Source organism: Clostridium beijerinckii, assembly GCF_018223745.1.
GTDB lineage: Bacteria > Bacillota > Clostridia > Clostridiales > Clostridiaceae > Clostridium > Clostridium beijerinckii.
The window spans coordinates 1,832,279-1,845,480 of record NZ_CP073653.1; the positions used below are offsets into that span (position 1 = coordinate 1,832,279).

Sequence of the window (13,202 nt, forward strand, 5' to 3'; positions counted from 1 at the left end):
CTTATAATCACTTTTTGTAGTTGCGTATCCATAATAGTTTAAAGTATAAAAAGCTAGTATGTCAAAGTAAATTTAAGAAAATTTGTGTATATTAAAAATATAGATGAGAAGAGTATTGAAACTATAACAATATATTCATAAAATAGTAAAATTCATTAAAGCTAATATTTATCAATTGCCCAAAGCACCCTGGGTATAAATTGTAGTTGTATATTTACATAATATGTTATAATTTTAGTAATAAAATCCGTGTGTCTATAAATTAAAGAATGTTAATAATTGTTTAGAGAATTTACTCGATAAAACTTTTAGTTCAATGTGTTAGAAACGAAAAGAGGATATGCTGGAGGCGTAATTAGATATTTGACCAGATTATATAAGGGGGAAGCAAGATGGAGGATTTGGTTACTGATAGATTGCTATTAAGAACATGGAAAGAGGATGATTACAAAGATTTATATGAATATGCCAAAAGTGAGTTGGTGGGTCCTAACGCTGGTTGGATGCCGCATAAAGATGAGGATGAAAGTAGAAAAATAATAAGAATGTTTATTAGAAATAATGAAACATATGCTGTAGTTTTAAAATCAGAAAATAAAGTTATTGGTAGCATAGGGCTTCATGATAGAAAGCCTGATAATAATTTGTTGAAACTAAATCAGAAAGAAGTGGGGTATGCTCTCAATCCTAGATACTGGGGAAAAGAAATCGTTCCTGAAGCTGTAAAATCTTTAGTAGACTATGGGTTTAATAAACTAAATTTAGAATTAATTTGGTGCGCACATTTTGATTTTAACAACAACTCAAAAAGAGTAATTGAAAAGTGCGGATTCAAATATAAATTTAAAAAGTTCGAGAGATTAAAATTTCTAAATAATAAAGAGGTAACCACATTGTATTATTGTATTTTTAGAACTGAGTATAAAAATAACTTAAGAATATAACCAAATGTTATGAATTTACATGATTCTGACTACAATAGAATGTCTAAAGAACTTTTAGAATAATTAGTTAGTAAATTAATATTTTGTTTAATAGTAAGAGAAAAGGCACGAAATTAAGCTAATGGATAAGAAAATATCTATTAGCTTAATTTTTATATTCAGATAAAAATTGTTTTTGTTTGCAAGTAATTAAAAAAATAATTTAGCCGAATTTCTATAATAATATTCCTATTTTGGGGCAAACTTTTAGTATAAAAAAATTTTTATTGATGGTATTATAAATTGCGTAAATTATTATATGAAAGGAGATACTATGATGTTAGATTTAACTAAGGAAATAAAAGAAATGGCAGAAAAAATGGGTTACGAAATGAAAGGCTTGGCAGAAGATATGGGGAATGAAATGAGAAACGTAGGAGAATTAGTAAAGTCAAAAGCAGAAAAATTGACTGATGAAATAAAGAATAGAATGACAAGGTGAATATAAAGAAGATAGTAATTACATTATTAGTGTGAATGCTATCTTCTTTATATTTATTTAAAAGTAACATAAAAAAGTAGAAATCATATTATATAGTGGACATGGTTATAGGGTAAATAGACTACCTCGATCTATTAAGTTCCCTTTTCTTAGTGCAATGGGTAAGACGTCATATTTAAAAAGAAATTTCTTTATTTGATCTCCCCATGTGTAACTATCTAAATCACCAAAGAAAGCCATCTTATTATTAGAGACCATACCACCGACCCCGCCTATAAAACCATAATTTAGTGAAGGTAGTAGTATATCTCCAGGAGGAAGCAGAAGGATGTCAAAATCGTAATTTTTAAGAGAATTAAAAATCCCTTTATCACTTGTGATTAAGGCTTTTTCTCTAACAGGGAGAATAGAACATTTTGTGTAACCTTGAGGAACATCAATGTGTATTTTTGAATTTTGAGAGTTTAAGAGATTTTCATCGCTATATTTTAAAGTATGTATAAAATAGTTTTCTAAAATTAAAGAATTTAAAATAATATCGTTTGGATATGTATTGGACAATGTGTTTTTTGAAACAATATAATTTATGTCGTTTAATTTAAGGATCTCTTTGAAATTTTCTGAGATATTTCGTTGGATAATTATCTTATTAAATGAATCATTTTTTAGTACATTTAATTGAATATCAGGATGACCATTTATGGCATCATAAACATCATTACATTTAGGGACTAATATTGGTTTTAGGTCTAGTTTGGAAAGGCTAAGTAATTCTTCTTTAGTAATTCTATAATCGACAAAACAATGCATATAAATTCTCCTTATAAGAATGTATAACTGATATTTAAAGGCAAAATAATCAATACTGAAATTATTATTTTAAATTATATTTTGCGCTTTAAAGACAGATATGTCAATTAAGTAACTGCTAGAATGTATAAAAATTAATATTTTATCAACTAGAAATATATCATATGAATTTTGCATATCCTCAAATTTTTAATACATACTAATATTAAGAAGGGAGTGAAATCCATGCTTATTTTAAAATTAGCTTATAGTGAAGACTTGACTTTTTCCCGTGACCTGCAAGAGCTAAAAGAGCTACTAAAGAAGAAGGAGATTTTAATAGGATTTGTTGAAAGTATAGAAGGAAAAACTCATATAATAAAGATAATTTGTGAAGAAAATTGTTATAATGAAAAAGTAAAAGAGATTATTAACTTATATGTTAGTAATATTTTATATAGAATAGTTATTGATAATTATAGAAAAAAGGAAATGTTTGAATTTATAACGGATAATTATTTTTTCTTAAAGCAATCTGAAATATTAGAGGTTGAAGATCAAATACTAAAGGTGTTAAAGTATGAAGAAGTAGATGCAAATGAGGATACTATATTTTGTTTAAATAAAATTAATTCTATGGTAGAAAAGATTAGAGACTGCATAAGTGAAAAACAAGAGATTAATATAGATGGATTTATAACTTTTAGGATGAGAAAATTAAGAGAGGATATAGAAAAAGTTATAGATAAAGTAGTAGAAAGATATATGGTAGAAAAAGAATATAAGGAATTTATAAGACTATTAAAGTACTTTGTAGAAATACAGGAATGTAAAATAGAAGAAATAAATATAATAGTAGAAGATAATAATTATATAGTAAGAGATAAGGAAGGCAAAGATTTATATTACGATTTTTTCAGTGAAATCGCAACAGATCAAAATAAAGCTGAATTAAATATGGAAGATATATTAATTAGCGGACTAATAACAAGTGCACCTGAAAATATAAATATCTATGGAAAAGAAAAATGTAGCAATAAAGAATTTTTAGATACTATTCAAAATGTATTTGGAGATAAGGTTCATTTTTATGAAGCAAATAGCGACTATAATAAAATTGGTCAAATAATAGCAAAAAAATATTGACATGGATTAACAACAATGATATACTCATACATGTTAAGAAGAAACAGCCGTTTCTCACCCTGCAGTGTTGAATTTACTAGTATGGGTTTTGTGTGATGTCTATACATTGAGTATTGATAATTTGAGGCGGCAGTTATGCCGTCTTTTTATTATGTATATAGTTTTTCGGAGGTGAAAAATATTAATAAAGATTTTTCTATGAATGAAGAAATTAGAGAAAAAGAGATTAGACTAATAGGAAGTAACGGGGAACCATTAGGGATTGTCCCAACTATTGAAGCAAAAAAACTTGCTGAAGAAAAAGATATGGATTTAGTTATGATGTCTCCTACTGCGAAACCACCAGTTTGTAGAATTATGGACTATGGTAAGTATGTATATGAGCAATCTAAAAAAGAAAAAGATGCTAAGAAAAAGCAAAAAATCATATCTATTAAAGAAGTAAGATGTAGTCTAACTATTGAGGAACATGACATTGATATAAAAGCAAAAAATGCCAGAAAGTTCCTATTAGAAGGAGATAAAGTTAAAATCACTGTAAGATTTAGAGGTAGGGAAATGGAACTTGCCCACATGGGACAAAAGATTCTTGATAACTTTGCAGCTAAATTAGAAGATGTCTGCCTAGTAGAAAAAAGACCTAAAAGAGAAGGCAGAAATATGACAATGGTTTTAGGGCCTAAAAAGGCGTAACTTGAGAGGAGGATTTAATCATGCCAAAAATGAAAACTCATAGAGGTGCAGCAAAAAGATTCAGAAAAACAGGTACAGGAAAACTTAAGAGAGGTAAGGCATTTAGAAGCCATATCTTAACAAAGAAGAGTTCAAAAACTAAGAGACATCTTAGAAAAGCTGGATATGTTTCAGATTCACAATTAAAAGTAATGAAGAAATTATTACCATACCTATAATATAGGGGTAATGCAGGAGGTTTAAGTAATGGCAAGAGTAAAGAGAGCGAAGAATTCTCGTAAAAATCATAAAAAAGTTTTAAAACTTGCAAAAGGATACTACGGTGGAAAAAGTAAGTTATATAAAACTGCTAATGAATCAGTAATAAGAGCATTAAGAAATTCTTATGTTGGAAGAAAGAATAAGAAGAGAGATTATAGAAGTTTATGGATAGCTAGAATTAACGCAGCTACAAGAATAAACAACTTATCATATTCTAAATTCATGAATGGAATCAAATTAGCTGGAATAGACATCAACAGAAAGATGTTATCTGAAATAGCTATAAATGATCCAAAGGCATTTACTGAATTAGTAGAAGTTGCTAAGAAACAATTAAATGCTTAGTACATAAAATGCGGCTTATGCCGCATTTTATTTTTATATTCAAATATAAATAATAATACTATTATTTTTCCATAATCCTATAGTTTTGAGGTGTAAAACTTTGATATATATAGAAAGTAAAGAAAATAATTTGTTTAAGAATACAAAAAAGCTTAAAGAAAGAAAAAATAGGACTAAAACAAGTAGATATATAATTGAAGGATTTAGATTAGTTCAAGAGGCATTTAAGGCCAAAGTCGATGTAGATTACCTAATTGTGACTGAAGATGCACATGATAAAGTAGACGAATTTTTGGGCAAATATATAAATGATGAAATTAAGATTTATGAAATTTCCAGCAATTTATTTAAAGAACTTATTTCTACAGAAAATCCCCAAGGAATACTTGCTGTTATAAAAATGAATACAATGGAATTGAAATTCGATGGAGATTTTTACTTGCTTTGTGACAAGGTGCAAGATCCAGGGAATCTAGGGACTATAATAAGAACTGCACATGCAGCTGGAGTACAAGAAATTATATTAACAAAGGGTACTGTGGATATATATAATGAAAAGACAATTAGATCTACAATGGGATCTATATTTTATATTCCTATTTATTATGATGATGAGAATCTCTCTTTGGTAAAAGAATTAAAGGGGAAAGGTTTTAATTTAGTAGTGACATCCTTAGATACAGATAAAAATTTCTTTCAAGCAGATTTAAGAGGGAGAGTTCTCTTAACTGTTGGGAATGAAGGAAATGGAGTAAGTAAAGAAGTGTTAGAGATGGCGGATACTAAGGTTAAGATACCAATGCCAGGCAATGCTGAATCTTTAAATGTAGCAGTAGCTTCATCTGTTATAATGTATGAGAAAGTAAGACAAAATCAATTGTGATTAAATCTTATTAAAATAGGAAAGTATATTAATAGGTTTCTAGGAAAATTTGAAACTATTTAAGAATGAAAGTAGATTTGAATATTTCTAGGAATCTATATTAATATGAAAAAATTTTAAAATTTATATATTTATCTATGTAAGTATGCGAATCAATATTTAAATAAATTTAATATTCCGAAAATAACAAATATATTTATCTTAAATGATTTTAGGAATTAGCAAATTTATACAGTTAAGATACCAGAAACAGATATCATAAATACTGCTAATTTACCCCATACATGAGTTAACACGCCTTTTAAAGAGCGAACTTTAGATGCATTTTGCAATTTTACTTTTTCATCAATTTGATTAAAAAGTGATTCTATTGGTTGCCTAATGCGACCTACAGAGGTGGAATGCAATGATTCAGCTGAATCCAGTTGTTTCTGACCACGTTTTTTCTTGATTGGTGTACGGATTACCGTTCCGTTAGCGTTAGCTGATATTTTTACATCAGAATCAATATATGCTTTATCAGCATATATATTGCGGTTTTCAAAGTTACTTATAATCTCTCTAACTGCTTGTAAATCATGCTCTGATGCAGGAGTTAATAGTGCATATTCTGGATAAGGTGTTGTTTTAGGTCTTACATGTGCAATAACATGTAACTTACATCCATAATAATGAAAGTCTTTAGTTGCACAATAACCTTTATTGCATATTAAACCTGCTACTTTCCCTTTATATGAGCGTTTATCTTTTGCTAACGCTATCGGAAAAGAATCTATGATGCTTTCAGTAGAGATAGAAAACTTATTTTCAAATAATGCTGTTAATGTAGAAGTAATTTCTCTAAATGCCTCATGTAAGTTATTGAGTCTTTTATTAAAAGCTTGATAGCTCGGTATATCAGGAAAATACTCTATTAAGTGATTTATAGCATATTTGTAAACATCCTTTTTAGTAAATTGTTTTTGCATTGTAGCCCATAAATATATTGTTATTATCTCCTCATCTGTGAATTTGGGTAAACAATTATTACTAAAACGTTGCACAGAATACGCTATTCTGCTATCATAAATAGCAGAAACATAGCAATATAATTCTATTAGTTTTAAGATAAAATGGTTTTTCATGAATTTTATTTTACACTAATTCTTGCTATGTTTCTTTTGTTATTTTCTAACAGTTGATTCGCATGTAAATTTTAAAATATATAAATATTTATAGGAAACATCTGGTGTTCAGAGGTTTTATATTTAAAATAGAATAATTATGTTAAGATAAAATATTTAATTTGATTTGGGAATATACTTATAAATATGGTATATTAGAAAAGCAGTGGATTTATATATAAATTTTGAAAATAGTATTGATATTTTATATATTTATTTGTATAATGAGTTGTATTAATTGAACATTGAAAAACTGTGAATGAGAGAGTAGATATTAGAAAAGTTTTAAGGGAGAGAAGGTCATAGACTGTAAGCCTTCTTAAATAATATAATATTGAAGTTCGCTCAGGAGTTCTAGCTGTGAAATTTATAGTAGTAGCTAGCGGCAAGAAGAGTCGTTAATTAAATTGAGTTGGGTACTTTTTTAGTTCCAATTAGGGTGGTAACGCGGATAATTCGTCCCTTTTTATGAGGTGGCGTTTTTTTTTATGCAAAAAATCTTTTTAATTACCAACAAATGATTTTAAAAGAAATATTTATAGGTCTATTATTATTTTTATATGTCTTATTGAAAGGAGAAACAATAATGAAAGAAAAACTTAAAGAATTACAAGAACTTGCATTAAGCAAAATTGAAGCTGTTAAAACTAGCAGTGAATTAGAAGAAATTAGAGTTAAGTTCTTAGGAAAAAAAGGGGAACTTACTACAATATTAAGAGGTATGGGGAATCTTTCTCCAGAAGAAAGACCTATTGTAGGAAAATTAGTTAATGAAGCTAAAGCTGCTGTTGAAGAAAAATTAGAAAGCGTGTTAAAAGCTATTAAAGATAAAGAAAAGGCTGAAAAGCTTGCAGGTGAAACTATAGATATTTCTCTTCCAGGAAGAAAGAAAGTTATAGGAAAGAGGCATCCGTTAGATTTGACTCTTCAAAGTATGGAAGAAATTTTCGTTTCAATGGGGTTCACAATTGAAGATGGACCTGAAGTTGAATATGATCATTATAATTTTGAAGCTCTAAATATACCTAAGGATCATCCGGCTAGAAGTGAACAAGATACTTTATATATAAATGATAATATAGTACTTAGAACTCAGACTTCACCAATTCAAGTTAGAACTATGGAAAATCAAAAACCACCAATAAAGATGATTTCCCCTGGTAAAGTATATAGATCAGATTCAGTAGATGCTACACATTCACCTATATTCTATCAAATGGAAGGATTAGTTATAGATAAAGGAGTTACATTTGCTGATTTAAAAGGAACATTAGAATTATTTGCAAAAAAAATGTTTGGAGACAAGGTTCAAACTAAATTCAGACCACATCACTTCCCATTTACAGAGCCATCTGCTGAAATGGATGCAACATGCTTTGTGTGTGGCGGTGAAGGCTGTAGAGTATGTAAAGGCAGCGGTTGGATAGAACTTTTAGGTTGCGGAATGGTTCATCCAAATGTTCTTAGAAACTGCGGACTTGATCCAGAAGTATATAGTGGATTTGCTTTTGGTTTTGGTGTTGATAGAATGGTAATGCTAAAGTATGGAATAGATGATATAAGATTATTATATGAAAGTGATATGAGATTCTTAAATCAATTCTAAAAGCTTAGTTTTATTTGAAATTCAAGAATTTAAGAATATACATTCTTAGGAATATTTATTCTGAAGAATATTACCATATATATTCTAAAGATATGCCCATATGAAAAAAGCAGCTATGCTGCAATTAAAAACTTATTAACTTAAAAAAAGCAGTTATGTTTCAATTACGAACTTATCACCTTAAAAAAGCAGTTATGCTACAACTAAGATTTTTTGAATATTAAAAATGAGGGTTAGTGAAGAAATTGGATTAAAATATTATTCTATACCCAGCAATAAAAGGAGGAAACAAAATGAAAGTACCATATAATTGGCTTAAAGATTATGTTGATATAAATGTTAGTCCTAAGGAATTAGGAGATAAATTAACTTTAACTGGTTCACAACTAGAAGAACTTGTTATCCAAGGAGATGTAATTCAAAATGTAGTTACAGGAAAAATTACTAATATTGAAAAACATCCTGATGCAGATAAGTTAAGCATATGTCAAGTTGATATAGGAAGTGAACAAATACAAATAGTTACAGCAGCAACGAACATGAAAGAGCAAGATGTTGTGCCGGTTGCTCTTCATGGTTCAACACTTGCTGACGGAACTAAAATAAAAAAAGGAAAACTTAGAGGAGTAGTATCTAATGGTATGTTCTGCTCAGAAGAAGAATTAGGTACAGCTGGAGATGAGCCAGTTCATGGATTGATGATCTTACCTACTGATACTAAGCTTGGAGTTGATATTAAGGAACTTTTAGGATTAAATAAAGCTATCTTAGATTTTGAAATTACTTCAAACAGACCTGACTGCCTAAGTATGGTAGGGATGGCAAGAGAAACAGCAGCAGCTCTTAGAAAAACTTATAAAATGCCAAATTTAGAATATAAAATTAAAAATTCTAAAAATATAAATGAAGAGTTAACTGTTGAAGTTAAAGATACTCTTTGCAATAGGTATATGGCAAGAGGCGTGAAAAATGTTAAAGTTCAGCCATCACCAGGCTGGATGCAAGAGAGACTTCTTGAAGCTGGTATAAGACCAATAAATAATATAGTTGATATAACAAATTTTGTTATGCTTGAAACTGGTGAACCAATGCATGCTTTTGATAAAAGAGAAATTGCTACGAATAAAATAGTAATTGAAAGAGCAAAGAGAGGAGAAAAGTTTACAACTTTAGATGAAGTAGAAAGAGAATTAGATGATTCGATGCTTTGCATTAAAGATGGAGAAAATATTATCGGTCTTGCTGGAATAATGGGTGGTTTAAACTCAGAAATAAAAGAAGATACTACAGAAGTTGTTTTTGAATGTGCAAATTTTGATGGAACTAACATAAGAGTAAATTCAAAGAAATTAAATCTAAGAACAGAAGCGTCTGGGAGATTTGAAAAAGATATAGATCCTAACTTAGCTGAAATTGCATTAAATAGAGCATGTAGATTAATCTGTGAATTAGATGCCGGAGAAGTTATGGAAGGTACTATAGATGTTTACAATAACAAGAAAGAAGTATCAACTGTAACTGTTGAATCAAATTGGGTAAACAGCTTCCTTGGAACAGATCTTTCTAAAGAAGAGATGAAGAGATGTTTAGATAGTGTTGATTTATTTACAGAAATAAATGGTGATAACTTAGTTGTGACAGCTCCAACTTTTAGAGTTGATATTGCAATTAGAGAAGATATAGCTGAGGAAATTGCAAGAATTTATGGATATGAAAAAATTCCTACAACAATTTTTAAAGTTTCTACGGAAAGAGAGCCAAGATATAGAAAAGGATTATTAGATAATAGAGTAGTGATGCTTGCTACAGGAAGTGGATTAAATCAATCTATCAGTTATTCGTTTGTATCTCCAAAGGTTTTTGATAAAATTAATTTACTAGAAGATAGTGACCTTAGAAATGTAGTTAAGATAAGAAATCCATTAGGGGAAGATTATAGTGTGATGAGAACTTCAACACTTCCATCAATGATGGAATCACTTGGAAGAAATTATTCTAGAAATAACTCATATGTAAGATTGTTTGAAATGGGGAAAGTTTACATTCCAAATGTGGATGAAACAAAACTTCCAACAGAAAAGAATATTTTAACTATAGGTATTTATGGAGATTGTGACTACTTAGATCTTAAAGGTGTTGTTGAAAATATAACTGATGGATTAGGTATAAAGAGTGTTAAATATGAAAGAGAGAGCGAAAATGTAAGTTACCATCCTGGAAAAACAGCTAAGATAGTTGTTGGCAGAACTAATGCTGGAACTTTAGGAGAAGTTCATTTAGATGTATGCGAAAATTACGGTTTGGATGTGCCTTGTTATGTAGCAGAATTAGATTTGGATGTTTTATATGAAAATGCTGATATGGATAAAAAATATAAAGCACTTCCAAAATTCCCAGCAGTAACACGAGATATTGCATTACTTGTTGATGATAGTCTTTTGGTCCAAGAAATTGATGATACAATAAAAAGAGCTGGTGGAAATTTAGTTGAAAAAGTAGAATTATTTGATATATATAAAGGAAAACAAATTCCAGATGGTAAAAAGAGTATAGCTTATGCAATCTGGTACAGAGATGAAAATAAAACATTAACAGATAAAGATGTTAATAAAGTTCATGAAAAAATCCTAAAATCTTTAGAATATAAGCTTGGAGCTACATTAAGAGATTAAAATATAATAACTCAAGCTTTGCTCCATGAAAGCTGCTTCAGAAATAAGTTTTATTATTTTTGAAGCAGCTATTTTTATTTATACAAAAAAATATAAGTTTAAAGAAGGAAATATCATGTTTCTATAGAATAAGTATAGATAAAGTGGTTAAAAGTGGTGTTAAGTGGTTTAAAATAGAGGGAAATTACCTAATCAATAAAAGTAGGAGCTGAGAATATTGTTCATTGGGGAATATCAACATGCGTTAGATCCTAAAAATAGAATAATTGTTCCAGCAAAGCTAAGAGATGGACTTGGTAATAAATTTGTTATTACCAAAGGACTTGATGGGTGTTTGTATGCTTATCCGCTTGATGAATGGAGAATATTGGAGGATAAATTAAAAACTTTACCTTTAACAAATAAGGATGCTAGATCCTTTGTGAGGTTCTTTTTTTCTGGAGCTTGTGAAGTCGAGTTAGACAAGCAAGGAAGAGGATTGATTCCACAAAATTTAAAGGAATATGCAGGTATAGAAAAGGACATAGTAAGTATTGGAGTATTATCTAGAGTAGAAATATGGAGCAAGGAAAAGTGGAGCGAATATAACGAATCAAATATAGACTTTGATTCAATTGCAGAAAAAATGAATGATTTAGGAATATAAGGAGTTTTTATTATGGAATTTAAACATGTATCGGTCTTATTAAATGAATGTATAGAGGCATTAAACATAAAGGAAAATGGGATTTATGTTGATGGTACTTTAGGAGGAGCAGGACACTCATCTCATATCTTAAGCAATCTTTCTAAAGATGGGATGCTTATTGGGATAGATCAAGACCAAGACGCTCTAAAGGCAGCAAAAGAAAAACTTAAAGATTTTGAAAATGTAAAGTATGTTCATAGCAATTTTTATAATATTGATAGTATTTTAAACGATCTAGATATTGAAAAGGTTGATGGAATCTTGATGGATCTTGGAGTTTCATCATATCAACTTGATGAAGCATCAAGAGGTTTTAGTTATATGAAAGATGCTCCGTTAGATATGAGAATGAATAGAGAAAATGATTTTTCAGCGTACAATATTGTAAATAATTACGATGAGGACAGCTTATATAAAATAATAAAGGACTATGGTGAAGAAAGATTTGCTAAAAGGATTGCGAATTTTATTATAAATAGAAGAATTGAGAAGCCTATAGAAACAACTTTTGAACTTGTAGACATTATCAAGGCTGCAATTCCAGCAAAGATGAGAAGAGAAGGGCCTCATCCGGCTAAAAGAACTTTTCAGGCAATTAGAATAGAAGTTAATTCAGAATTAAAGATACTTAATAAAACTATAGAGGATGGAGTGAATAGATTAAATAAGGGTGGAAGAATGGCTATTATAACTTTCCATTCTTTGGAAGATAGAATAGTGAAATTAAAGTTTAGAGAATTAGAAAATCCATGTACTTGTCCAAAAGAATTTCCAATGTGTATATGTGGAAAATCGCCATTAGTTAAAAATATAGCTAAAAAAGGTATTGCACCAACTAAAGAAGAGATTGAAGAAAATCCAAGGAGTAGAAGCGCTAAGCTTAGAGTAATTGAGAAATTATAATTATTATTATGTTATAAATGAGTTGGGATGTGAATAAATTGGGAAGAAGAGAATATGATTATATAAAAGGGAATACAGTATTAGCTCCAGAAAGAAAAACAAGAGTACGTAAACCGGATAAAAAATATAAACAAATACAAAGAAGAAAACAAATTATAAGTAAAAATATCCTATTAAAAAACAGGAGAAAAAATGATAGGAAATACTTACTAACTGTGGCAGTTGTCATATTTAGTTTAGGGTTTATTACTATTCACGGAGATAACAAGGTTTATACTATGGAAAGCAATGCGAGAAACTTGGATACTCAAATAAAACAAACACAAGAAGATAATGAGGCATTAAAAGTAAAAATATTGAAATTTTCTTCATTAAATAATATTCAAAAAAATGCTGAAAGCAAATTGGCAATGGCTATTCCCAAAAAAGAACAAACTATAAAAGTTGATTTTTCACAGAATTATTTTGAAGATTTAAAACCTAAAAGTTCCGAAAATACTGCTAAAAGTAAGAACATATTCTCTAAATTAATAAGTTTAATAAAATAATAAGTTACTTAAAATAATAAAAAATAAGTAATTATATTAGAAAATTAATTGGCTTTATCTTGGTTCTTTTGGGTTTTATG

Annotated in this window: 14 protein-coding genes and 1 other annotated feature; of the genes, 12 read left to right on the forward strand and 2 right to left on the reverse strand. The window is 28.9% G+C overall.

The window, feature by feature from the left end:
• Positions 1–392: 392 nt before the first annotated feature.
• Positions 393–944 carry a GNAT family N-acetyltransferase gene (locus tag KEC93_RS08375; protein WP_077868752.1) on the forward strand — a complete coding sequence of 184 codons (552 nt, stop codon included), beginning with the start codon at positions 393–395 and terminating at the stop codon, positions 942–944.
• A 298-nt stretch (positions 945–1,242) separates the two neighbouring features.
• The gene (locus tag KEC93_RS08380; RefSeq protein WP_011968892.1) at positions 1,243–1,425 is read left to right on the forward strand and encodes a hypothetical protein; all 183 of its coding nucleotides are present in this window, start codon (positions 1,243–1,245) and stop codon (positions 1,423–1,425) included.
• A gap of 105 nt (positions 1,426–1,530) precedes the next feature.
• On the opposite strand, the gene KEC93_RS08385 is transcribed toward KEC93_RS08380, so the two are convergent.
• Entirely contained in the window at positions 1,531–2,235 is a 705-nt protein-coding gene (locus KEC93_RS08385; protein WP_077828810.1) for a DUF6873 family GME fold protein, read from the reverse strand.
• Between the two features lie 225 nt (positions 2,236–2,460).
• On the opposite strand from KEC93_RS08385, the gene ytxC reads away from it, so the two are divergent.
• From ytxC to KEC93_RS08410, 5 genes are all read left to right on the forward strand, one after another.
• Entirely contained in the window at positions 2,461–3,360 is a 900-nt protein-coding gene (gene ytxC, locus KEC93_RS08390; protein ID WP_111944690.1) for a putative sporulation protein YtxC, read from the forward strand.
• Positions 3,361–3,531: 171 nt separating this feature from the next.
• Positions 3,532–4,053, forward strand: a complete 522-nt coding sequence (infC, locus tag KEC93_RS08395) for a translation initiation factor IF-3 (RefSeq protein ID WP_023974742.1) — start codon at positions 3,532–3,534, stop codon at positions 4,051–4,053.
• Positions 4,054–4,073: 20 nt separating this feature from the next.
• Positions 4,074–4,271: a 50S ribosomal protein L35 gene (gene rpmI, locus KEC93_RS08400; protein WP_011968896.1), complete on the forward strand. Its 198-nt coding sequence runs from the start codon at positions 4,074–4,076 to the stop codon at positions 4,269–4,271.
• Positions 4,272–4,299: 28 nt separating this feature from the next.
• A complete protein-coding gene (rplT, locus tag KEC93_RS08405) occupies positions 4,300–4,659 on the forward strand; it encodes a 50S ribosomal protein L20 (RefSeq protein ID WP_011968897.1) in 360 nt (119 codons plus the stop codon).
• A 100-nt stretch (positions 4,660–4,759) separates the two neighbouring features.
• Positions 4,760–5,542 (forward strand): TrmH family RNA methyltransferase, encoded by a 783-nt coding sequence (locus KEC93_RS08410; protein ID WP_077868076.1) that lies wholly within the window; start codon positions 4,760–4,762, stop codon positions 5,540–5,542.
• Positions 5,543–5,769: 227 nt separating this feature from the next.
• On the opposite strand, the gene KEC93_RS08415 is transcribed toward KEC93_RS08410, so the two are convergent.
• Entirely contained in the window at positions 5,770–6,585 is an 816-nt protein-coding gene (locus KEC93_RS08415; RefSeq protein WP_172462726.1) for an IS982 family transposase, read from the reverse strand.
• 366 nt (positions 6,586–6,951) lie between these two features.
• Positions 6,952–7,172: a binding site (T-box leader), on the forward strand.
• Positions 7,173–7,291: 119 nt separating this feature from the next.
• Here KEC93_RS08415 and pheS point away from each other — a divergent pair.
• The 5 genes from pheS to KEC93_RS08440 all read left to right on the forward strand — a co-directional run bounded on the left by pheS (position 7,292) and on the right by KEC93_RS08440 (position 13,122).
• Positions 7,292–8,311: a phenylalanine--tRNA ligase subunit alpha gene (gene pheS / locus KEC93_RS08420; RefSeq protein ID WP_011968899.1), complete on the forward strand. Its 1,020-nt coding sequence runs from the start codon at positions 7,292–7,294 to the stop codon at positions 8,309–8,311.
• A gap of 293 nt (positions 8,312–8,604) precedes the next feature.
• The gene (pheT, locus tag KEC93_RS08425) at positions 8,605–10,983 is read left to right on the forward strand and encodes a phenylalanine--tRNA ligase subunit beta (protein WP_077868078.1); all 2,379 of its coding nucleotides are present in this window, start codon (positions 8,605–8,607) and stop codon (positions 10,981–10,983) included.
• 217 nt (positions 10,984–11,200) lie between these two features.
• The gene (gene mraZ, locus KEC93_RS08430; protein ID WP_011968901.1) at positions 11,201–11,629 is read left to right on the forward strand and encodes a division/cell wall cluster transcriptional repressor MraZ; all 429 of its coding nucleotides are present in this window, start codon (positions 11,201–11,203) and stop codon (positions 11,627–11,629) included.
• A gap of 12 nt (positions 11,630–11,641) precedes the next feature.
• Positions 11,642–12,574: a 16S rRNA (cytosine(1402)-N(4))-methyltransferase RsmH gene (rsmH, locus tag KEC93_RS08435; RefSeq protein WP_011968902.1), complete on the forward strand. Its 933-nt coding sequence runs from the start codon at positions 11,642–11,644 to the stop codon at positions 12,572–12,574.
• 17 nt (positions 12,575–12,591) lie between these two features.
• Positions 12,592–13,122 carry an FtsB/FtsL family cell division protein gene (locus KEC93_RS08440; protein WP_011968903.1) on the forward strand — a complete coding sequence of 177 codons (531 nt, stop codon included), beginning with the start codon at positions 12,592–12,594 and terminating at the stop codon, positions 13,120–13,122.
• Positions 13,123–13,202 lie beyond the last annotated feature (80 nt).

What these genes read in the sequence shown, in the direction of transcription:
- KEC93_RS08380 (WP_011968892.1), top strand. Translation starts at nt 1,243, where the DNA reads ATGAAAGGAGATACTATGATGTTAGATTTAACTAAGGAAATAAAAGAA.
- rplT (WP_011968897.1), top strand. Translation starts at nt 4,300, where the DNA reads ATGGCAAGAGTAAAGAGAGCGAAGAATTCTCGTAAAAATCATAAAAAA.
- pheS (WP_011968899.1), top strand. Translation starts at nt 7,292, where the DNA reads ATGAAAGAAAAACTTAAAGAATTACAAGAACTTGCATTAAGCAAAATT.
- rsmH (WP_011968902.1), top strand. Translation starts at nt 11,642, where the DNA reads ATGGAATTTAAACATGTATCGGTCTTATTAAATGAATGTATAGAGGCA.
- KEC93_RS08385 (WP_077828810.1), bottom strand. Translation starts at nt 2,235, where the DNA reads ATGCATTGTTTTGTCGATTATAGAATTACTAAAGAAGAATTACTTAGC.
- KEC93_RS08440 (WP_011968903.1), top strand. Translation starts at nt 12,592, where the DNA reads ATGAGTTGGGATGTGAATAAATTGGGAAGAAGAGAATATGATTATATA.
- rpmI (WP_011968896.1), top strand. Translation starts at nt 4,074, where the DNA reads ATGCCAAAAATGAAAACTCATAGAGGTGCAGCAAAAAGATTCAGAAAA.
- KEC93_RS08375 (WP_077868752.1), top strand. Translation starts at nt 393, where the DNA reads ATGGAGGATTTGGTTACTGATAGATTGCTATTAAGAACATGGAAAGAG.
- ytxC (WP_111944690.1), top strand. Translation starts at nt 2,461, where the DNA reads ATGCTTATTTTAAAATTAGCTTATAGTGAAGACTTGACTTTTTCCCGT.
- pheT (WP_077868078.1), top strand. Translation starts at nt 8,605, where the DNA reads ATGAAAGTACCATATAATTGGCTTAAAGATTATGTTGATATAAATGTT.